This window comes from Halomonas binhaiensis (assembly GCF_008329985.2).
Classification (GTDB): domain Bacteria; phylum Pseudomonadota; class Gammaproteobacteria; order Pseudomonadales; family Halomonadaceae; genus Halomonas; species Halomonas binhaiensis.
The window spans coordinates 3,749,367-3,770,756 of sequence record NZ_CP038437.2; the positions used below are offsets into that span (position 1 = coordinate 3,749,367).

Annotated in this window: 15 protein-coding genes; 4 read left to right on the forward strand and 11 right to left on the reverse strand. The window is 54.5% G+C overall.

Features of this window, described 5'->3' with window-relative positions; genetic code table 11:
• Positions 1-3 precede the first annotated feature (3 nt).
• Both E4T21_RS16425 and E4T21_RS16430 read left to right on the forward strand, forming a co-directional pair.
• Positions 4-1,506 carry a tripartite tricarboxylate transporter permease gene (locus tag E4T21_RS16425; protein WP_149286074.1) on the forward strand — a complete coding sequence of 501 codons (1,503 nt, stop codon included), beginning with the start codon at positions 4-6 and terminating at the stop codon, positions 1,504-1,506.
• Between the two features lie 210 nt (positions 1,507-1,716).
• Entirely contained in the window at positions 1,717-2,436 is a 720-nt protein-coding gene (locus tag E4T21_RS16430) for an HAD family hydrolase (RefSeq protein WP_240349187.1), read from the forward strand.
• Between the two features lie 86 nt (positions 2,437-2,522).
• On the opposite strand, the gene E4T21_RS16435 is transcribed toward E4T21_RS16430, so the two are convergent.
• The 3 genes from E4T21_RS16435 to E4T21_RS16445 all read right to left on the reverse strand — a co-directional run bounded on the left by E4T21_RS16435 (position 2,523) and on the right by E4T21_RS16445 (position 6,560).
• Complete coding sequence (locus tag E4T21_RS16435; RefSeq protein ID WP_149286075.1) at positions 2,523-3,782, reverse strand: WD40/YVTN/BNR-like repeat-containing protein; 1,260 nt, start codon at positions 3,780-3,782, stop codon at positions 2,523-2,525.
• Complete coding sequence (locus E4T21_RS16440; protein ID WP_149286076.1) at positions 3,783-4,988, reverse strand: hypothetical protein; 1,206 nt, start codon at positions 4,986-4,988, stop codon at positions 3,783-3,785.
• A gap of 66 nt (positions 4,989-5,054) precedes the next feature.
• On the reverse strand, positions 5,055-6,560 hold the full coding sequence (locus E4T21_RS16445) for a hypothetical protein (RefSeq protein WP_149286077.1): 1,506 nt from the start codon (positions 6,558-6,560) through the stop codon (positions 5,055-5,057).
• A gap of 350 nt (positions 6,561-6,910) precedes the next feature.
• Between E4T21_RS16445 and E4T21_RS16450 the strand changes: the two genes are divergently transcribed.
• Together E4T21_RS16450 and E4T21_RS16455 are read left to right on the forward strand one after the other, a co-directional pair.
• On the forward strand, positions 6,911-8,257 hold the full coding sequence (locus tag E4T21_RS16450; RefSeq protein WP_149286078.1) for a hypothetical protein: 1,347 nt from the start codon (positions 6,911-6,913) through the stop codon (positions 8,255-8,257).
• An 82-nt stretch (positions 8,258-8,339) separates the two neighbouring features.
• Positions 8,340-8,864: a hypothetical protein gene (locus E4T21_RS16455; protein ID WP_149286079.1), complete on the forward strand. Its 525-nt coding sequence runs from the start codon at positions 8,340-8,342 to the stop codon at positions 8,862-8,864.
• 262 nt (positions 8,865-9,126) lie between these two features.
• Here the strand turns inward: E4T21_RS16455 and E4T21_RS16460 are convergent, their stop codons facing one another.
• From E4T21_RS16460 to E4T21_RS16495, 8 genes are all read right to left on the reverse strand, one after another.
• A complete protein-coding gene (locus E4T21_RS16460) occupies positions 9,127-10,146 on the reverse strand; it encodes a DUF6708 domain-containing protein (protein WP_149286080.1) in 1,020 nt (339 codons plus the stop codon).
• Between the two features lie 293 nt (positions 10,147-10,439).
• Positions 10,440-11,489 (reverse strand): DUF6708 domain-containing protein, encoded by a 1,050-nt coding sequence (locus tag E4T21_RS16465; protein ID WP_149286081.1) that lies wholly within the window; start codon positions 11,487-11,489, stop codon positions 10,440-10,442.
• A gap of 73 nt (positions 11,490-11,562) precedes the next feature.
• Complete coding sequence (locus E4T21_RS16470; RefSeq protein ID WP_149286082.1) at positions 11,563-12,621, reverse strand: DUF6708 domain-containing protein; 1,059 nt, start codon at positions 12,619-12,621, stop codon at positions 11,563-11,565.
• Between the two features lie 108 nt (positions 12,622-12,729).
• The gene (locus tag E4T21_RS16475) at positions 12,730-13,782 is read right to left on the reverse strand and encodes a DUF6708 domain-containing protein (protein ID WP_149286083.1); all 1,053 of its coding nucleotides are present in this window, start codon (positions 13,780-13,782) and stop codon (positions 12,730-12,732) included.
• Positions 13,783-13,785: 3 nt separating this feature from the next.
• Positions 13,786-16,497, reverse strand: a complete 2,712-nt coding sequence (locus E4T21_RS16480) for a T6SS effector BTH_I2691 family protein (RefSeq protein WP_149286084.1) — start codon at positions 16,495-16,497, stop codon at positions 13,786-13,788.
• Positions 16,494-17,399 carry a DUF4123 domain-containing protein gene (locus E4T21_RS16485; protein ID WP_149286085.1) on the reverse strand — a complete coding sequence of 302 codons (906 nt, stop codon included), beginning with the start codon at positions 17,397-17,399 and terminating at the stop codon, positions 16,494-16,496. The genes E4T21_RS16480 and E4T21_RS16485 overlap by 4 nt, the downstream gene beginning before the upstream one ends.
• Before the next feature lie 6 nt (positions 17,400-17,405).
• Positions 17,406-20,045 carry a type VI secretion system Vgr family protein gene (locus E4T21_RS16490; protein ID WP_149286086.1) on the reverse strand — a complete coding sequence of 880 codons (2,640 nt, stop codon included), beginning with the start codon at positions 20,043-20,045 and terminating at the stop codon, positions 17,406-17,408.
• A 244-nt stretch (positions 20,046-20,289) separates the two neighbouring features.
• Positions 20,290-21,186 (reverse strand): LysR family transcriptional regulator, encoded by an 897-nt coding sequence (locus E4T21_RS16495; protein WP_149286087.1) that lies wholly within the window; start codon positions 21,184-21,186, stop codon positions 20,290-20,292.
• Positions 21,187-21,390: the final 204 nt, after the last annotated feature.

Sequence of the window (21,390 nt, forward strand, 5' to 3'; positions counted from 1 at the left end):
TCTATGAGTGATACACTCTCCTACCTGCTCATGGCCTGGCTCGATCCAAGCCTGCTCGGCCTGACCGCCCTCGGCGTGCTGGGCGGTATCTATATCGGTGCCATTCCGGGTCTTTCCGTGACCATGGCGGTATCGATCCTGATTTCCTTTACCTTTTCCTGGGACATCAACAACGCCCTGGCACTGATGGTCGGCATCTATGTCGGCGGCGTCTACGGCGGCTCCCGCACCGCCATTCTGTTGAACATTCCCGGCGCGCCCTCGGCGGTCACCACAGCATTCGATGGCTATCCCCTGGCCCAACGGGGAGAAGCCGGCAAGGCCATCGGCCTTTCTACCGTCATGTCGGTCATCGGCGGCATCATGGGTACCGTGGTACTCGCCGGCACCGCGCCCTATCTTTCCGACCTGTCGCTGCAGTTCGCCCCGCGCGATTACTTCCTGATTGCCGTGCTCGGCCTGCTGCTGGTCAGTTCCCTGTCCGGGAAGTCCCTGGCCCGGGGCATCTTCGCCGTTGCTCTCGGTGCCACCATCGGCCTGGTCGGCATGGACCCGGTCACGGCCCAGCCCCGCCTGACCTTGGGCAGCATGGAATTGATGGGCGGCATCTCCTATGTGGCAGTGATGATCGGCCTGTTCGGTGTCGCCGAAGCCCTGTACCAGTTGCATAACCTGGCCAAGGTGCCGGTCAAGCAGAACGTCGACAAGATCGTGCCGCCGCTGAACATGATCTTGAAGTTCCTGCCGCTATCGATGCGCGCGTCACTGATCGGGGTAATCGTGGGCGCCCTGCCCGGTACCGGCGGCGATATCGCCTCGCTATTCGCCTATGACCACGCCAAGCGCAGCGTCAAAAATCCCAGCCGTCCCTTTGGTGAAGGTGCCTATGAGGGTCTGGTGGCCCCGGAAACCGCCAACAATGCTGCGGTGGGCGGTGCCTATGTGCCGATGCTGACCCTCGGGATGCCCGGCGATGCGGTCACCGCAGTGATCATCGGTGCCCTGGTCATTCATGGTCTCAACCCCGGCCCCATGCTAATGATCGAGACGCCGTACATTTTCTGGTTCACCGTCGGCAATCTGGCACTGGCTAACATCTTCCTGCTGATCTTCGGCCTGACCGGGATCAAGATCTTCTCCAAGATCGTCGAAGTACCCAAGGCCATTCTGATTCCGCTGATCGTGGTGTTGTGCGTGGTCGGCGCCTACTCCATCAACAGCAACATGATGGATGTCTACTGGATGCTCGGTTTCGGTATTCTCGGTTACTGGCTCAAGGTGTTCGGCTTCCAGATGGGCCCTATCATCCTGGGCGTCATCCTGGGGCCGATGCTCGACGAGTCCTACCGCCAGGCCATGTCATCAGTGGGTGACCAGGGTGGCCAGTTCCTGCTGTCGCTGTTTACCAACCCGCTGTCGTTGATCCTCAGCAGCGTGACCATCCTGGTACTGCTCAGCAACACGCCACTCAAGGGCTGGGTGCTGGCACGTTTCAAGAGACAATGATGTGATGATCTGACCAGAGACACGCGGCCCCTTGCACTTTCCATTGTGGTACTGCCATTCCTGCATTTCCCCAGGGCCGCGTGTCGCGAATCACAGAACTGAGAGAACAAGACTTCGAGAACAGAGCTGAGAGAACAGAGCTGAGAGAACAGAGCTGCAACAACCGAACTGCAAGAACAGAGCCGCGAGAAAACAGGGGACAACTGATCCGTGAACGACGGCAGCTTTCGACCTGGCACGAACCAGGACATCAGCGCGCTGCGCACCGGTGACGCCCCCGGCTTCACCCAGTATGCCCTGGTCTTCGATTTCGATGGTGTGGTGCTGGATTCCGCCAGCCTGAAACGGCAGGCCTTCGCCGACCTCTATCGCGACGAGCCTGAAGAGAAATACCGCGCGGTGGTAGCCTACCTGAGCCGTCGAGGCGGCCAACCTCGCGAGGTGAAGTTCCGCCATATCGAGGCGCATATCCTGCACCGAGATGCCGGAGACAAGCGCATCCGCGAGCTATGTGAACGCTTCAAGCAAAGTGTCGAGCAGCGCCTGCTCCAGGCCCCCGCCATCTCAGGTGCCTTGAAGTTTCTCGAACGCTGGCGAGGCCAAGTGCCGATCTACCTGCTTTCCGCCACCCCTCAGGCCGAACTGACCTCCATCACCCAACGCCGCAACCTCTCCCACTATTTCCTCGAAGTCATCGGCGCCCCACCCGACAAAGCCACCGCCCTGCGCAACCTGATGACCCGCCGCCGCCACGCCCCTCATCAGACCGTGATGATCGGCGACTCCTACAACGACTTCCGCGCCGCCCGTTCCAATGGCGCCCGCTTCGTAGGCGTCACCGCCGACCCACACGCCTCCCCCTTCCCCAGCGATACCCTGACCACCCGTGACCTGCACGGACTGGAGGATGCTCTGCGGGGGTTGGGGTGAGGTATGTCGGGGGAGGGATGGCAATAAGGTGGTGAAAGGGAGAAAGGTGACGAAAGAGAGCTAGAAAGGATGATAGCCCTACCGCTTCATGGACGAAGCCAGCGGTAACCGTAATGATCTTCGGAGTTCGGGTAGCGGAACTCCAGAATGCCGGCTCCTGCCGGATCAAACACCCGCTTATCCTCGTAATAAGGCAGGTCTTCGATTGCCTTCCAGGTTTCACCTGCGTCTCGACTGAACAACATGTGTTGTCCATCTCCCCGCCCAGCCTCCATCAACAGTAGCTTGTCACTACCCTGCAAGTTGGTCAGTGGCGAACGGCCACTGGCCTTGATCGGTAACCACTCACCAGCGGACAGGCGATATAAGGTATAGCGTTCACGTTCCTCTGCACGGTAAATAGCGTACAGCTTGCCATCTGGACCACTGACGAGATCCCGCAGCTCACCAGGGCGTTCACCAGCATCAACGACCTTGCCGGTTTGATCAAACTGAAACATCACTATGGAGTGGGGTCCACGCCCCTGATCACTCACCATGGCGTAAATCCGCCCGGTTTCATCCATGTTCCAATGAAAAAATACCAGTGAATCGTTATGCAGCAGTACACGTAGCGGAGACTCACTCAACAGTGAACGAGCATTGACCAGCTCATTCCAGTGACTCCCACCATCCTCCGAGAAATAGAGTGATCCTGAATCAGCAGCCCAGATGCGCTCACCATCGATTCGCAGTACTTCAACAGTAATGGCACTATCAAGCACGTCTTGAGCAGCCAACCGCCAGTGCACACCGCTATCGTCAGAGACGAAAACACTTTGGTTATAAACCTTGGCGAGCTCGGCAAACAGATAGCAGCGTCCCTGTTTATTGCAGCCCATCCCAGAAACCTCGCCCTTCAAGCGCCCCACCACTTCCACTTGATTGCCATTGGTGCGCATCAGGTAACTCAAGCCTTGACGGCCAATCTCCCCCAAAAGAGCAACACTATGGCGCACTTGCCCACCAGTTTCCGGTACCACAAGACAATTGAACACGGGAAGGTGCGAACCGGTTTCCACTTCCCCCTGTGCAAGGCAAGAAGTACGGCATCCTCCCGCACTGGAACACTTTTCAACTTCGCCATCGCGGCCTCTCGACTCCACACTCAACAGGCTTCCATCGTTGGTGGCCGTGGCTTGAAGCGTATTCCATTCAACAGGCTCCTTGAGTTTCACCGAGAGCGTCTGTTCCGGCTCGACATGCCAGGCCTGGGCATAACCGACCATCAGATACCAGACAAAGGCGAAAGCGCCATAGCATAATGAAGCGGCATACAGCCACGGGCGAATCCATTCAGGCAGCATTCAGGAAAACTCGTTAATAACCGGGGAACGCCCATTGTGCAGACGCCACTGCAGCGCCAAGGCAACCACTTTTTCTACCGGTATCCCATGCAATGAGATCTTTCTTGAAGAGTGCCGCTGGATATACCAGATAATCAAACCAATGCCACTGAACATCATCATAAACATCATCATGAAAAAACTACTGATCTCAGCCAGTTCCACCCAGTCCCAATAATCTGGCCCCACCCCCCGAGAGTGCCAGTCATAAAGGGTAAAACCACCCAGGCACAGAGCCATGAATGTCACTATTCCTACTACTACCCCAAACGCAACTCGACGCGTCTGTGGTGAGTATGGGCTGCCATGATAATTCGCGTGAGCAATACCATCGGTAAGGTTGAGCACGCCATGCACCTCGCCATCGTCGACCATGGTCAGCAACACGATACGATCTGACTCTCCGATAAATAGTGGTGCTTGGCGCCGAAACACAAAGCTCTTCGAGCCAAGCATTCCCGACGATTCTGCCAGTGTGAACGTCTCTCCTGCACAGCGCAGCTGATAGCGCCTGATATTCTCGTCAATACGAAAGAGTCCTATCTCTGAGGCAACCCCCTGGATCAAGCCGACGCCACCATAAACACCGTCGTCAAGCGGTAGTGTGTCAGCCTCTGAACATGACGGCCCTTCGCTCAACACGATTGGCTTTCCGGCCTTCAATGCGACAAGCTCTCGCCGCAGTTTCCACTTTATCGGATGTAGCCATAGGACTAGCGCCACTAATGTAAATGGCAGAATGACTGTGCCAATGATACCAAGGAAGGTTTGGACCATAATCAGCATCGGTTTATCGCTTGGCATCATGAAAATCACTATCGACAGGGCAAGAATCAGCCCAACACCCAGCAATGGCCAACGCAAGTCCTGCCGCTCAGGTTCCCAGGATTCGCCATTGGCGAGCTGGAACCAGTGGAGCCAGGCACTGCCATCACGTAGACGATGTGCCCCAATTGTCAGTTGACCTCCCTTCCGAAGCTCCTGTTCAGGTAGACCGTACTCGAACTGCTCACTTAGAAAAAAGAAGACACCTTTATCCGTGCGTAGCCGGCACAGCGTACTGCCATCATGGATAACACGCTGCTTGAAATCTTGGCACTGGGCATTGACACAGAAGACCTCTCCAGCACGAACAACTCCCAAAGAACGAACAGCGGAAGCAATCATCGGTCGATCGCCCTATTGATAAATTTCAGTACAGTAATGGTGGTACATGGAATCAGATTACGCGGGTCATTCACTGGCGGAACCATCCTTGAATCGTCGTGTTGAAAAGTGCGAAATGTCCACGCCCTGCTGTCGAAAAGATGTCTCAAGAACCTGAACAACCTGAGCAAACTCCTCATCACTCATACCATGATAATCAGACGAAGCTACCATTAAGCGTGGTGAGGGCGTCATCTTCAACCAGTGTTCTACAAGCATCATGGGAAGACCTATCTCACCCTGTCTAATTCGGGCAGGAAGGTCAGAAATGTTGTGATATCGGATACGCCATGCTGAATCACTCATCAGAGATTTTTTGGCATCTTTTCGAGCCTGTCCTTCGGGCATAAGCATAAAGAAGAACAACTCTTTCTCACCTGGGATTGGCTGCATCGAGATATTTGATACATTCACCAGAGTCAGCTTGCCATCATGCCTTAGACCAATTCGATATCCTTCAACTTCGCCATTGCGCAGAAACCTGGAAATATCGCCTGCGATGTTCATCGTATCGATCGATGTAATGCCAATTTGATGCCGAGTGGAGACATTCGGTATCAGTACTGGCTTGATATTGCTTCCGATATCACGTCCCCAGAGATAGACCGGTCCTTTCTGCGTCACAGCATGCTGCAGCCTGCTGGAGCTGCGCTCGAGTGCCTGAGGTGCTTGCTGTTGCATCCTGGTAAATGGATCAGGCGCGATCACCGACTTGATCTCAGGTCCACAGGCCCGTACCAGATAGGCCAGCGACAACAGCACCATCGCGACAGAATAGAGCTTATGATCCCTGGCCAAATGCTGCTTGAAACGCACCCCTGCCTGGCGATTGGCCTCTCCCAGTTGCCTGGCAACCGAAGGCATATTCTGGTCTTGCCTTGCGGTACCCTTTCCAGGCGTTTGCATAGCAGATGGTTTCTGCTTCGCCTTGGTACTGCCGTTCGGGGCCATGTACCGCACAAAATCACGTGGCAAGAGGGATGGTGCGTGTTTTGTTTTTGCACCAAACAGTTGTTGCTTACCGGGCAGCCCTGCCTCGAAATACGCTTCAGTCTGTCCCCGCACCCCAGCCAATACGGCTTCGATGAAGGCGAGATAGTCCAACAAGTCTTCGGCGTAATAACGATTATCGAGATGAAAATGCAGCCGACGGCCACTCTTGAGTCGCAGACACAGCGATGGTGCTGTGGCGCCTTTGCGCCTCAGTGACACGTCACGGCCTTCGGCATGCCTGGTAATATCGCTAAAGTCGATTCGCCCGAAGAGCCGAGAGTCGAACCCCGTATGATCAAGTTCAACCATTTCCTCCTGGCCTCGTACTCGCCGGCCACGCCACCAGTAGAAAAGCACCGATACCAACCAGGCGCCAATCGCGACGGCTTCTACCCACCTGATCCATTCTTCGGACAATGCAACATTCAAGACAGGAAGGACAATCGCCAATAGTGCAAGGCCAACGCATGCGATCACCACTGCTATCCCGCTCAAGTCGGCTCGTACATGGTGATATTGCAGAATGATCGGTGGTTTCATCGGCTAGCGCTTTTTCGTCCATTGAAAAAGATCAAGTAGATATTACCTACCTGATGGCGAAGTCAGCCATTATATGAGAATACTTCTCGAGCGTCATGAACAGAGAGTTTCCATATTGCAAAGTTTCAACATCTCATCTAACCACATCAAATCATCCAGCCACACCAAAACATTGACTTCCTCTCTTATACAATGTGCCATTTCAGCCAACTGGACTTTTCTTGACCTTACTAGCTTCATTGCCATCACTTGGCTGTTACCCTTCGCTTTGTTACGGCATACTTGCTCTTCTCCATCATTTCTAAAATGACTATTCATTCATCCTGTTATCAGCCACCGCTTCCGACCCTATGACACTTGCCACCAGTGATACATCTCCTGCACATACCTCCGCTATCCCGCTTCGCCTGGGCTTCCGTGGAGGATTTCTTATCGTTCCTTTGTTACTGATCTGGCTGATTCAGACACCGTCTCCACAGAGCAACAGGGTAGTAATAACACTTCTTCTTGCATTTTTTTTCTTATGGTGGCTCAAGTTTCACTTCAAGAAGCGTCAGAAGATTGATGACTTGAACACTGTTGTGCGTCTTAACGTTATTTCTCTGCTTTTAGCAACCGTCGCCTTTCTGGTAGGTACAGCGTTATGCTGGCCATGGAATATCTGGCTGACCCGGATCGACGAAGCCTTGAAAGGTCATCGTCAGATACATATTTCCTCCTTGGAGCAGCTCCAACAATACCAGCCTCAATATAATGATGAAGTCATCATTACCGACCTGCCAGCTACCTGTGCCGCCGAAGAGCTCGACGATCGCTGGGGAGTATCCCATATATCAACTCGCTGGGATTGCAGCCGAGCAGTAGCTGGACCAATCCAACCCATCGGCGCCATTCATATCGATGACGATAAACGCACTGCACTTAGAGACTTGATCACACTCTACGACAGCGAATTCACTCAGCTGACTGGTGATGAATATGCCGCTCTATACAAAAACGTCCGTTATAGTAAATATTTGTATGCCCACCGTGAACATCAAGTTAATCACCTTGCAGAGTTAATCCATGCCGTGGCTTCAATCTGTCCAGGTTCCGATACGGACTTAGAACAGTGCGCTACGCTCAAGGATAAATTGCCTCTCGATGGCTATAACTGGGAACAGGCCGTAGCTCAGGCTAATAGCAACGTTCCTCTTCCTGAACGACTGCTGAATGATCAAGACTACGCCGTGCTGAAGAGAGACATGAGAGACATGGTGAGTGGTTTCTACGCACAGGTCATTCAGCACACCTGGAAAATTCTGAAGCAACAACAGTCTTCTTCCTTGCTACTGGATGATGCTGGTAAAAACGATAGAGTTGTCTTCTTTTCCCCGAAAGAATCCTCTAATACCATGGAAGAAGAACGTTTACCATACAACGACCTTTCTCAAAATGCTTCTGTCTGGAGCACTCTGAGCCGGGACTTGCAGCTAAGTGGCACAGCACGCCTGAGTGGCTACTGGGTCGCCAGCTACCCCAACGCTCAACCACCAATACTACTTCTCGATTCCAGCTACTTCTGGATCCCTCTATGGATCGCCGTGCTACCATTTATTGCGCTAAGTGCAGTTGCACTGCAGTGGTTCTACTGGCTATATAGAAGTCTCAAGGATTATCGCCGCTTAATGCGAAAAAGACAGGAAGCAGTATTGTGAACCATGGAATCGACTTCAACATAGCGCCATTTCAGCGACCATATATTCTGTAGTCGTACGCCACATAACAGGGATGTTTACAATGAGCGTAGTGGTTATTGGGGTTCTTGTAATTTTTGTCTTTTTCATTGCATTGGGAGCGCTTCTTTTACTGCTCTGGAGAGGCCTGCCTGGGCCGAAGACCATTGCCATCTCAGCTATCTTACTGTTTGGGTTGATGGTATGGCATGAAATTGACACCGTAACCCCTACGGCCTTGGCCAATTTCACATATGGCTTGCTTATTGGCAGTGGTTTTACACTTATATGGAAAGGCGGATTTCTGACGATAGGTAAAGTCGCCTCGTGGGAACCATCACATTCTTCCAAGGATCGGCTTCAAACCATTTTAATCCTTGGTGGTATCCTGGCCATGGTGGTTGGTATATTGCTTCTAATTGTATCTACAGGCTGGGTTACTACACTGATCTTCGGCTTCAATGTCGTTGCCACATGGCCACCATCACCGTGGGGGCTGCCTCCCTCAACAGGATTGGCAGGTCTCGCTCTCGGCGCAGGTTTACTTTGGGTAATTTGGGCATTTCTGCCATGGAAACGTCCGGCCTGACATTATTCAGCAAAATCATGTATCCCATCAATTAGAGCTGACAACCGGGAAACTCCCAGGCCACCAGTGGTGTTTTGCTCGATTTTTCTGACCGAAGCGTACTGGGCGCTCAGCATCGGTCAACGGCCGGTTGATGGGAAAGTGGTTTCTCTTTCCAAGTCCAGCGTAATCTATGTGTTACCTCGCCTAAAAAAACAAAGCCGGAGCGCCCACCACCGGCCTCGCCTTTCAGGTTCCAAAACCTGTCGATTGCTAATAACAACTAGAAAAGCTCCTTTACCACCCAAGCAATAGCAACGCCGTCTACCGCTAGTCCGATCATAAAACAGATCACTGGCCAACCCAGCTCCCAGAAGTCATATTTGCCATTACTGCGCCAATCCTTTTGATAGGGATCATCAGGATCCACCTTGCACTCAGCTTCTATCTCTTTAGGCCAGCATGGAACTTTACATGTGCACATGGAAAACCATCGACCAAGGACGTTTAGCGCTTCGATCGGGGACATCAATAATTGCATGAGCATGTGATTTGCAGTCGTGGAAAACACCCTAATGATTCCGAAAGCAAGCCCTTCACGCTGCCCATTAATGGGCAATAAAATCTCGGCAGTTTGATAACTTCTCTCTACCCCATCAGACTCTTCCATATAACATCTAATATACTCCCATAGCTGCAGTAAACCTTCCTCATCCCCCATATAAGGATAGCCAAGAGTAAACGTATCCTTTACACTCTCATTATTCTTATCTAATATATTTGCTCTGATATCATAAGATATTTGTCCCATCGTCAACTTATTCTTCATTTTACATATAAACAAGTCATCCCAACTTGCCTTAATAATTGTTCCATTTGGTCGATAAGCATAGACTTTTCGCGTCTTGCGATTCAGACGTATGGGGTAATGAGTCATACGAAACGCATCATGCTTTATGACCCAGACACCAGCCAAAACAATTAAAGAAAAAAGAAGAACAACAAATGCTCCCCCAGCCCAGATCTCAACAGTATTTTTCTCAATCATCAGCCAAAAAAAAGCAGCAACTCCCATTGAAAAAGGAATCATAAACATTAACCCAAGCCAACTAGAAAAACCTCTTCCAGCATACCATCGATCAACTAACTCCAGATAAGTATTATTAATTTTTATTGTTGACAGCCAATCCAGTGATTCTACTCCAACAGATTGCTTTTTACTTAGCTCTCCCTTTTCCTCCTCTACAGTCAAAGGGCGGTTTAGCTTATAAGCATTGAACCTATTCAGCCCAGTAAAATCCATTATCACCCGCACCCTATAGAATTAGTGTTTTTTCTCTTGATCGCCAGACTTAACACCCATGGCTTTCATTGCTAACTCAAACTGTTGCATTTCGCTCGTTAGATCTGCATACCGATCATTTTTCAGCTCACCAAATCAGCAACGCTCCCACAAGTGCTGCACCTATTGTCTTTGATGACCTCGACCAAAGCAGCGACTGCCCGCATTACGTTCAACTCGGACGCGAGAAGCAGCAGCCAATATCAGCCCATGCATATCGGCTGCCAAAAAGAGAATAAACTTCCCGCCCTGCACTAAGGACCAAACACGATGATCCAACCGATCACCCCCATGAAGGCTCCCACGCCAACAACCGTGCAGATCAGTGGCCAATACAGCTCCCACCATCCGATTGTGTCATTGTCGCGCCAGGTCAGCACGTAAGGGTCATCCGCATCCAGCTGGCTTTCCTGTTCCACCTCTGCCGGCCACTCTGGCACCTTGCTGGTCCACATCGCCAACATTCGGCCGACGGCGTTCAGGCCCAACACGGGCGAAGCGATGAACTGTAGCCATGGCCAATGAGCTGACCAGGCATAGTTCTGTACGATGCTCCAGCGCCAACCTTCCTTACGGCCATCTACCGGCACCAAGTAGCCTGTTTGCTCTTTGAGATGATGCCAGGTGCGTTCTACACCATCTTCCGCTTCCATATAGGGCTGCAGAAAGGCCCAAAACTTATCGATCGACTCGGCATTTCCCAGTAATGATGGATAGCCCAACGAAAACGACTCGCGTACCGTTTCGCCGTCAGCATCCAGCACATGGGCACGTAAATCATAGGTGTTACTGGTAATGGGACTCTTGGCTTCACCAAGAGTGAGGAACAGGTCATCCCACGGCACCGTCAGTACCGTGCCGTTCTGGCGGAAGAAATGCACTTGGCGCGTCTTGCGATTTAGGCGCATGGGATAATGGGTCCAGCGACCACATTCGGTGCGGATCAACCACCAACCACACCAGACAAGCCCCAGTGAAATAGGGAGCAAGACGATCATCATAAACCATAGCGCTTCACGTTCATCTGTCACCGGCGCCCAAAAAAATGCCCAAACAATAATACAGGCTCCAACAAGACTGAGTCCTGAAACAAACATCCCAAACCAAGTGTTGAACCCCTTGATCGAATACCAGCGATCCACCAATTCTATATAGCTACTGTTGCATTTTATGACCGATAGAAAATCCATCGGCGGCGCGTTGCTTGGCGTCTTCTGATGATAACGTGCGGCACGCTCGGCCTCGGTCAAGGGGCGGTCCACGGGAAAGCGGATATTGCGGTAATCCAGTCCAGCGTAATCCATCACTCAGGCCCGGTAGCAGCAGCCAACATCAGCCCATGCATATTGGCTGCTAAAAAGATAATAAACTTCCCGCTCAGCGCCAAAGATCAGACACAACCCAACCAATCACCCCCATGAAGGCTCCTACACCAATAACCGTGCAGATCAGTGGCCAATACAGCTCCCACCATCCGATCGTGTCGTTGTCGCGCCAGGTCAGCACGTAAGGGTCACCCGCATCCACCTGACTTTCCTGCTCCACCTCTGCCGGCCATTCCGGCACCTTGCTGATCCACATCGCCAACATCCGCCCGACAGCGTTCAGGCCAAAAAAAGGCGAAAACACCAACTGCAGGTAGGGCCAATGAGCCGCCAGCATAAAGCTACGTGCAATACTCCAACGCCAGCCCTCCTTACGGCCGTCTACTGGTACCAAATACCCGATATTCTCTTTGAGATGATGCCAGGTTCGCTCTACGCCATCTTCCGCTTCCATATAGGGCTGCAGAAAGGCCCAGAACTTATCGATCGACTCCGCGTTACCCAACGGAGAGGGATACCCTAGTGAAAACGACTCGCGTACCGTTTCGCCGTCGGCATCCAACACATGGGCACGAAGGTCATAGGTGGTGCCGCTGAGAGGACTCTTGGCTTCGCCAAGAGTGATAAACAGGGAGTCCCATGGCACCGTCAGTACCGTGCCATTCTGGCGGAAGAAATGCACCTGACGTGTCTTGCGATTCAGACGCATGGGATAGTGTGTATAGCCCATGCATTCAACTTTGAACGCATACCACGCACCGAACCAGGCGAATAAAAAAAGTACGACCGACAATAAAACCAAAAATATAGCTGGACCAAGTTCTGAAACCATCGGATCTCCTACAGGGAGAAAAACAGCATAAAGTAATGCACCTCCTGCAATCACTGCTGCTCCACCCAACATGACCGAAAGCCATGCCCAAAACCCTCGAATGGAATACCAGCGATCAACAAATTCGATATAGCTACTATTGAATTTGATCACTGAGAGGAAGTCCATCGGTGGTGCTTCTTTCGACTTCTTCTGATCGAAACGTGCTGCGCGCTCAGCATCGGTCAACGGACGGTTGATAGGAAAGAGATTCCTCTTTCCAAGCCCAGCATAATCCATAATTCAGGCTTTGATGTAGTTAAGGACCAGTTCCAATTCCAGCTCGGTCGACAGCAGCCAACATCAGCCCATGCATATTGGCTGCCAACAAGATAATAAACTGCCCACTCAGCGCCAAAGGTTGGACACCATCCAGCCAATCAACCCTACGAAGCCTCCTACGCCAATAACCGTACAGATTAGTGGCCAATAGAGCTCCCACCATCCGATCGTATCGTTGTCGCGCCAGGTCAGCGTGTAGGGGTCATCCGCATCCACCTGACTTTCCTGTTCCACCTCTGCCGGCCACTCCGGTACTTTGCTGGTCCACATCGCCAACATCCGCCCGACGGCGTTCAGGCCAAAAAAAGGCGAAAACACCAACTGCAGGTAGGGCCAATGAGCCGCCAGCATAAAGCTGCGTGCGATACTCCAACGCCACCCCTCCTTGCGGCCGTCTACTGGTACCAAATACCCGATATTCTCTTTGAGATGGTGCCAGGTGCGTTCTACACCATCCTCCGCCTCCATATAGGGCTGCAGAAAGGCCCAGAACTTATCGATCGACTCGGCGTTGCCCAACGGAGAGGGATACCCTAGTGAAAACGACTCGAGTACCGTTTCTCCATCGGTATCCAGCATATGAGCGCGCAGGTCATAGGTAGTGCCGCTGAGAGGGCTCTTTTCTTCACCCAAAGTCAGGAACAGGTCGTCCCATGGCACCATCAGTACCGTGCCGTTCTGGCGGAAAAAATGCACCTGACGCGTCTTACGATTCAAGCGCATGGGGTAGTGAGTCCAACGGCCACATTCAGTGCGGATCAGCCACCAACCACCCCAGACAAGCCCCAGTGAAATGGGAAGCAAGACGATCATCATAAACCATAGCGCTGCACGCTGATCAGTGACTGGCGCCCAAAAGAAAGCAAGTACGATCATAGTGGCAAAAAAAAGACCACCCAGTGCGACACATACCCCAAACCAAGTATTGAACCCCTTGATCGAATACCAGCGATCTACCAATTCTATATAGTGGTTGTTACATTTTATGACCGATAGAAAATCCATCGGCGGCGCATTGCTTGGCGTCTTCTGATGATAACGTTTCGCACGCTCGTCCTCGGTCAGTGGTCGGTCCACGGGGAAACGGATATTGCGGTAATCCAGTCCAGCGTAATCCATGTGTCAGCCTTTCATGTCATTAAGGGCCAGTTCCAACTCGTTCAGTTCCAACGTCGGGTCCTGGTAACGTTCGCCTTCCTTGAACTTGCCGAAATAGCACCGTTCCATCCAGTCTTGCACCTTATTGTCCTTGAAAATCTCGATCATGACGGCGATCACAATCACCAACACTACCAAGACAATACCCACACCTGTGGCGGCAGTGCCGAAAATCAGTGCACCCAGTTTCGTGAAGGCCACCATCGCAACAAAACTTGATATACCTGAAATGAAGAACATCGTGCCAACCCAGCCGTTCCCCTCTTGAATCTCCTGCCATCCCCGGATGCCATCCCATACCGCCATCACCACACCTGCGCCAATACCCAGGCCTCGGCCGGCAAAACGCAAGATGCGTCCAACATAACGCTCGATGCCTTTCCCCAGTCGGCTGCCTACCTTAGATGCGCTCTCCGACCATTTGCCCACCGTCTCCGCCAGTGTACCTGTCAAGCCCACAATGCCGGTGTGATAGCGCCAGCTGTTTTCGTTCTTTTCATGCGCCATGCCGCTGGCCAGGTCATCGGCCAGCTTGCCCAACGCCATGCATTGCAGAATACCGGTCACCACGCCCAAGCCGGCTTCGGTGGGCAGCAACTGGCGCCAACGCAGACGTGTCAGCTCTGTACGGTCGGCCTCGGTCAAGATCGCAGCCTCGGCGAAGTGTCGCGCATTGCCCTGAGCATCCTTTCCGGGGAAATCTCCAACGACTCTGGGGTCGGCCATGATCAGGTAGCGGTACTTGCCAGTACCTTCAAGGTGAGTCCCGTAGATACGCGCCTTGCGCATCTGGATATCGATCGCCCGGTTCAGGTCATCCAACGTTCCCACTTGTGGGTTGACCGCCATCATACGTGCGACCAGCTCCGCAATCGCAGCGCGTTTGCTCATCGTCACATCGGCCATAATCACCGGTGCACGGGCAATGACACCCATTGCCACCAGCGCTGGCCCCACAGCCTGGTCAACCGCATTGGCCGCCACCTTGGCGAAGGGGCCACCCAATGCGGCTGCCAGCCGTACTACCGCGTTCTGGCTGCCGTTGCGCAGGGCATCGAGTGCCTCGCCGTAACCGGTAATCAAGCCATCCCAGGGTAGCCCGCGCAGGGCATCTGGCTTCAGGCCACCCTGCAATGTCTCATCCCACTGTCCCAGTATCACCTCCTGGTGGTAACCCATGGCTCTCAGCACCAGGTTGCGTCGCTCAATCGTCTTGGCAGAAAGCCAACGGTGGTACAGCGCTGCACATGGAGAATACTCCTGCGTATCCTGAATACACAGCAACAGCGTATCGACAAAGGCAGCACCGGATTCGATATCGTTATCGTCGTGCTGGGTGTCCAGATGTTTGTGGAGGTTATCACTCTCCATCCACTGCACATGTGCCCGAGCCAACGGGTTAAGCTGTTCGATGTCGAGGGTACGCAATTCCTTTTTCCAGGCGCTCTCCCAGGATTGCAATTCCCCCATATTGAGCTTGTCGGTGTAATCGCTCCAAGCGTCTTCCCGAGCGGCAGCCAGTTGCTCGGGAGTGGGGTCACGAAAGCGTTCCAGCGTCTCTTGCTGCTGTTCGCGCACTCCAGGGACGAGCATTGCTGCCAACGCCATTCCACCGGCACCGGGACCACTGCCATATGCCAGTTGAATGGCTTGGCGCTCGGTACGATAGATCTGTCGATTTTCGGCGTCTTCGCGAATACTGTGGCGGATATTGGCAATGGCAGAGGAGATTGCCAGCGGTCGAATGTTCTTCGTATCAGCCATCTTCTCGTCTAGTTTTGCCCTCATCAGGCCTGCCAGATCAGCCGCGATGCCCACCGGATCGTCCAGCGCGACCATCAGTGGCGGCATGTCCAGCGGTTCGGCCTGTTCCTGGGCCCAGGCCACCAGACCTTCGACCTGATCATCCATGCCATGGATTGGCGCCGGGCTATGGCTGAAAGGATAATGCAATTGGTAGAGGTCACTACGCATCAAGGTGACAGGCGGCAGATTGGGTGACATCCATGGATATCTAGCTTCCGCCACCCGCTCGGCCAGCTCGGCTATTGGCGCGGCATGCTTGGCGCTACCGCCGCGCCATGCCGTCAACGAAAGCCTGCGCATATGGTCGCGCCGCTTCAGACCGCTGTCGCATATTTGGGCATTGGTGGCATGTTCCTTCCACACCCGCTTGGTCCAGGCGGTGTCGGAAAAGGCCAGATAGATATTATCGGCCTGTTCCGCATTGGGGATGGTGATGCAACGCCCGGGGTAGTGGTGCTCCGGGTTGGAGGTGCAGGTGAATTCTTCATCCTGGGTTGGCGGCTGCAATCTGCTGTCGATACTGCCCTGCGCCTTGTTCGGGTCCAGGCGCAGCAGCACGTCGTGTTTGATTTCCGTGACGTAGGGGAACAGATAACCCTTTTCTGTCACCACATAGCCAGACCAGCTGCCACGGGTTTCATTGAACACATACAGATAACCGCCGCGCACCAGGCGCAAGGTATAAGCCTGCCCATCCGGCAGCGCAATATCTGTCACGCCATCGCCAAACGGCCCGCTCAGCGCAGGGCCTACTGCTTCCCTGTTACCGCCGTCGGTACGCGTGATGGCATAACGCAAGGGCAGGATCGGCAGGCCCTTCTTCTGGCAATACGGGCACTCTGCAATCGTCTTGTTGTCTGCTTCGCTCATGGAGCCTCCTTGCGTATGTCACGGTCATCCAGCTCTGCGGCCAGATCCATCATCCTGGCATCATCGAGATCCGCACAGGCCTGGGTATAGGTCATCCCCGGCTCTCTCGCGCGCTTCAGGCAGGACAGAATAACGGGGTGGTCATGCATTCTGGGGTGGAAGCGTACCGCCTGTTCGGCGTATAGCTGGCGGTCGTCGTCTTCCGGCAATGGCCACTGTTCTGCCTGTTCAAGCAGGTTGTCGACCCATTGCCACAGCACAGCGTTTTGCTCCACTTCTGGAGCCAACAGCACCAACATCTCCAGCGTGCTGTTGAGTAGCGCCAGCCGATCGATGCACTGCCATTGTTCCTTGCTGAGAAACAAGTGATACACCTTGGGTGCCTCACTCGACTGATGGCGCTGGCTATGCCAGCGTCCGTCGTCATCCGGCCAAGTCCATGCATGCACCGGCCCCAGCAGCACATCCATTTGCTCGGCGTCCAGCTGCCAGCACAGGTGGCGAAAAACATAAGGATCGTAGAACCGCAGCCACCAATAGCGCGAATCGCCCTGGCGGCGCTGCTCCAGATGGTGCATGAGATGCCTGGCGACCCGCTCCGCCGGTGCATGGCTACCAAGCAAGGCACAGAAGAACGCAACACCACGCTGCCGGTGTCGTTCGATACGTTCGCGCAGGGCCAACCTCGCGTCTTTGGGCATCTCGTTCAAGCGCACCAGTTGCGGCAACAAGTGCGGGCGGGCGTTGACATTGGGAGTCAGTAGCGGCTCACAGGGCAGATCCGCCCAGTCTTCGGCATCAATAGACAACGGGTTAAGCAATGCATATTGGTGCACCAGCAAGGCGTCTTCCGGCAAGGTATCGACCGTACTCTGTCCTTTGGGGGCTTGGTATTGCCGCATCCTGCCTTAACCCCCTAACGGTGCAGCGCCGCTACGCTGCTGGTCGGCGCCTGTCAGTTGCGTTTCGCAGCCGCCTTCCGGCAGCTCCGGTATGGCACCGTCCATGCCCTGCGGGCCGGAAAAGGCTTGCTGTGCGCCTTTGATATCGACCTTGCCTGGGCAATGCACTTCGATATCGCCGCCCTTGATACGGATATACCCGCCACCGCTGGTGAGCAGGATTTCCTCGGCGGCTTCGATGCGCACCTTGCTCTCGGTCGAGGTGATCTTGACGTCCTTCTCGGCGGTCAGCGCCATTTCGTCGCTTTGGGCCTGGATATCGACCTTGCCCTTGGCGGCGAACAGCTTGATGCCAGCACGCTGCACAAACAGGGAAATCCTGTCGGAGATGGCGCCGATCAGGCTCTTGCCTGCGGCCAGGTTGATGTCATCACCGCTGGTCACGCTCAATGACTTGCCCTGGGCCAGATGGGTCGATTCCGGCGTGCTGGCGGCAATCCCTGCCGGTGAGCTCAGGTGCAGCCAAGGCGCCTTGAGATGCGCGGCCTCGCCGCGTCCAGCCTGACTGGCGCCACGGGCGGTGGACTGGTCCTGATCCGCGGCAGCATCGGCGCTGCCTGTATCGGCACTTCCATAAGCCCCCTGGGAGTCGTCACTGGCCTGCTTGAGATTGGTACGCGACTCGAGAGCGTCGGCATTGTGCTGGGTGGCGCTTTCACTCAAGGCGTCAGCCAGGCGATGCGCGCTCGAAAGCTGCTCGGTGGCCTGCGTCAGTTCAAGCTGGTCGCCAGAAGCGCCGAGTTGGCCCCAACTGGTCAACAGCAGGCCCTGATTGGCGCGGATGGCACCATAGGCATCGGAACGCAGTTCGAAGCCGGTGCCGCGGAAAGCACCGCGGGTATTGCCGTTCTGGTGAATCAGATAGCCAAGGTTGAGCTGGCTCTTGTCATACTCGGAATTGAGCCGCACCCGCTCCTGATCGGTGGCGTCGTCGAACACCAGTTCGTTGAACTTACCGCCCCGGTAGGTCTTGGTCTTGAAGCCGGACAGCAGGCCGTTGCTGTGCCATTCGGGGGTCTGGTCGCCGTTGTACACCCGGCCAGTGATGAGTGGCCGCGAGGGATCGCCCTCGAGAAAGCTGACGGTCACTTCCTGGTCGATACGCGGCACGAACACGCCGCCCCAACCGGCCCCGGCATTAGGCTCGGACACGCGCAGCCAGCAACTGGAATGGTCATTGCGCTGGCCCTGGCGGTCCCAGTGGAACTGCACCTTCACCCGGTTGAGGTGATCGGTATGGATCTCTTCGTTTTCCGGACCGACAACGATGGCCGTCTGCAAGCCGCTCAGCACCGGGCGCGGATGATCGAGAGAAGAACGGTACGGCTGACTGAGGCGCTGAGATTCGAAATCAACCAGGTAATGACCGGTACCGGCCTGCTGGTAGTCGTCACGGTACAGGCTGTCATCTTGCTTATCTTCAAGAGCTAAGCCATACGCCTTGCGTGCCTCGTCTATCTGTTTCTGCAGGCTGCCCGGCAGGGTATTGAGATGCACCGATACCGGCAGCGCATTTTCGGCATGAATGGTCAGGCCGAGCACCAGGAACTGGCGTTCGCTCTCGTTACCCTGCTCGTGGCGAGCATGCTGGCTGAGTTCGAACCACTGGCCGGCCTGTAGCTGGCGAACCCCGCCAGCCCCGTGAAACCGCTTGGCCTGGGATTCCAGGGCTTCCATGCGATTGACAGTCAGGCGCTCGCCACGTGGATAGTCGTGATAATGGTACTCGCCGGGATAGTCGTAGACTTCGATATCCGGCAGGTTGCCCTGGTCACGAATGGTGTCCAGACCCGTTCGCTTCTCCAGCCGTGGCTGCTTGTAGTCGAAGGTACCAACGCTGACACGCTTGGGTTGCTGGCGGCGCCGACCACTCCATTGAGTGATGGTGTCTTCTGTCTCCGTGGCATCCTGGCGATGGAAGCGGATGGTCTGCGGCGCAACCGCGGAACAGGTTGCGGGGTCATCGGTGAACACGATGCGATGGCCATCGGAATCATCATCTTCACCGGCATGTTCCGCATACCACCAAATGCCTTCTTGCTCCATGAGTCGACTGATGAAATGGAAATCCGATTCGCGATACTGCACTTCGAAGGAGCGAACGGGATACTCGCGGCGCAGATCAAAGCGCCAGCGCGCGGTATTTCCGCCCATGGCCGTCGTGTGAGGCTCGAACACCGCCTCGAGAATCTCGACGACGTTCTTGTCCTGGAAGATGCGGCTGTCGCGGCCCAGCTGGAGCATCGCCAGCCACGGTACCAGGGTCAATTGATAATAAAATACACCGCCATCCTCACCGAGCATGGCAGCCGACTCCACCAGCCCGGACAGCGGGCGGTACTGGCCATCGGCCTGGCGGATGCCCAATTCAGCGGGTTGCGCGATCAGGCTCTTGAGTTCGATATCGCCGCGCTGGGAAATGCAATCGAGAGTGTAGGAAAACGGTCGCGACAGGCGCTCTTCACCGACCAGACGATGCGGGATCAGATCCGTGCCGCCGAGCTTCAGGGTCAGCAGGCGTTCGTGCTGCGATAGCGGCCCCGACAGGATACGGGCCAGTAAATCACCGGTGTCATCCGTGAACATGATTGCGTTTTCCTCGATGCCGCTATGTTTTTCTTCGTGCCGCGATGTTTTTTCATGCCACTAGCAAGGGCAACGCAGCATATATTTACATGGCTCAATTGCAGTGTTGTGTTGCGCTGAGCGTGCACACTGATTGATTCAGCATTTCCCGAATGGAGCACATTACAGCAAGTACACAAAGTCGCCCACTGGAGACATCACTCACATCTTGTAAGTAATAACGTAATTGATTGTAAGAGATCGCTTACAATTCGCCTGAGAACAGCTCTACCAGCCAATCGATGAACACTCGCAAGCGTGGACTCAGGTGGCGATGGTGCGGATAGAGCACTGCCATGGGCAAAGGCGTCAGACGATACTGCGGCAGGATCTCGACCAGACTCCCCGCCTGCAGTTGCCGCTCGACATGGTAACGCGGCACCTGGATGATGCCAAAGCCCGCTTCACAGGCGGCCACGTAGGCTTCGCCGTGATTGACAGCGACATTGGCGGGCATATCCCAGGGCACTTCCTTGTCAGCAACGCGAAACGCCAGTGGATCCGGCCGTCCGGTGGTCGGCGACTGATAGGCCACGCAGCGATGGCCTTCCAGTTCAGCAAGTTCGGTCGGTACACCATGAAGATTCAGATACTCCGCGCTGGCACAGGTTACCTGCTCCAGGGTTGCCAAGGGCCTGGCGACCAGCGAGGAATCTTCCAGCACACCGATGCGCACCACACAATCCACGCCTTCACGCACCAGGTCGACCATGCGATCGCCAATACCGATTTCAAGCACAATGTCCGGGAAGCGCTGGTGAAAATCCGGTAACGCCGGCATGACCACCAAGCGCCCCAGGGACGCCGGCAGATCGACTCGTAGCCGACCATGCGGCTGGTGCGCCACCTGGGACAGCGCACTTTCGGTTTCTTCGATCTGGGCCAGAATGTCGCGACAGTGCTGATAATAGGACTGACCATCCAGGGTGGTGCTGACCTGGCGTGTGGTACGTTGCAACAGGCGCACGCCCAGGCGGGCTTCCAGCTGGCGAATGATGGTGCTGGCCGAGGCCCTGGATATTGCCAGTTGCTCGGCGGCCTGGGTGAAGCTGCCGAGTTCCACGACCCGGGCGTAGAGCCGCATGGCATCGAAGCGGTCCATGAATGCCTCAACACTGTTCAATGAGACTGAACAGTGTTGCCACTCCAGGTCTATTTATCAATTTTTCTTCACCCAATACGCTACGCCTCATAAGTTACGGACCATTCGTTACGAGCTATTCGTTACGAGCTATTTGTTACGAGCTATTTGCTACAAGCCATAAGCTACGAACCATAAGCGACAATCAACAAGCCGCCGTACAGC

What these genes read in the sequence shown, in the direction of transcription:
- E4T21_RS16425 (WP_149286074.1), top strand. Translation starts at nt 4, where the DNA reads ATGAGTGATACACTCTCCTACCTGCTCATGGCCTGGCTCGATCCAAGC.
- E4T21_RS16435 (WP_149286075.1), bottom strand. Translation starts at nt 3,782, where the DNA reads ATGCTGCCTGAATGGATTCGCCCGTGGCTGTATGCCGCTTCATTATGC.
- E4T21_RS16440 (WP_149286076.1), bottom strand. Translation starts at nt 4,988, where the DNA reads ATGATTGCTTCCGCTGTTCGTTCTTTGGGAGTTGTTCGTGCTGGAGAG.
- E4T21_RS16445 (WP_149286077.1), bottom strand. Translation starts at nt 6,560, where the DNA reads ATGAAACCACCGATCATTCTGCAATATCACCATGTACGAGCCGACTTG.
- E4T21_RS16450 (WP_149286078.1), top strand. Translation starts at nt 6,911, where the DNA reads ATGACACTTGCCACCAGTGATACATCTCCTGCACATACCTCCGCTATC.
- E4T21_RS16455 (WP_149286079.1), top strand. Translation starts at nt 8,340, where the DNA reads ATGAGCGTAGTGGTTATTGGGGTTCTTGTAATTTTTGTCTTTTTCATT.
- E4T21_RS16460 (WP_149286080.1), bottom strand. Translation starts at nt 10,146, where the DNA reads ATGGATTTTACTGGGCTGAATAGGTTCAATGCTTATAAGCTAAACCGC.
- E4T21_RS16465 (WP_149286081.1), bottom strand. Translation starts at nt 11,489, where the DNA reads ATGGATTACGCTGGACTGGATTACCGCAATATCCGCTTTCCCGTGGAC.
- E4T21_RS16470 (WP_149286082.1), bottom strand. Translation starts at nt 12,621, where the DNA reads ATGGATTATGCTGGGCTTGGAAAGAGGAATCTCTTTCCTATCAACCGT.
- E4T21_RS16475 (WP_149286083.1), bottom strand. Translation starts at nt 13,782, where the DNA reads ATGGATTACGCTGGACTGGATTACCGCAATATCCGTTTCCCCGTGGAC.
- E4T21_RS16480 (WP_149286084.1), bottom strand. Translation starts at nt 16,497, where the DNA reads ATGAGCGAAGCAGACAACAAGACGATTGCAGAGTGCCCGTATTGCCAG.
- E4T21_RS16485 (WP_149286085.1), bottom strand. Translation starts at nt 17,399, where the DNA reads ATGCGGCAATACCAAGCCCCCAAAGGACAGAGTACGGTCGATACCTTG.
- E4T21_RS16490 (WP_149286086.1), bottom strand. Translation starts at nt 20,045, where the DNA reads ATGTTCACGGATGACACCGGTGATTTACTGGCCCGTATCCTGTCGGGG.
- E4T21_RS16495 (WP_149286087.1), bottom strand. Translation starts at nt 21,186, where the DNA reads ATGGACCGCTTCGATGCCATGCGGCTCTACGCCCGGGTCGTGGAACTC.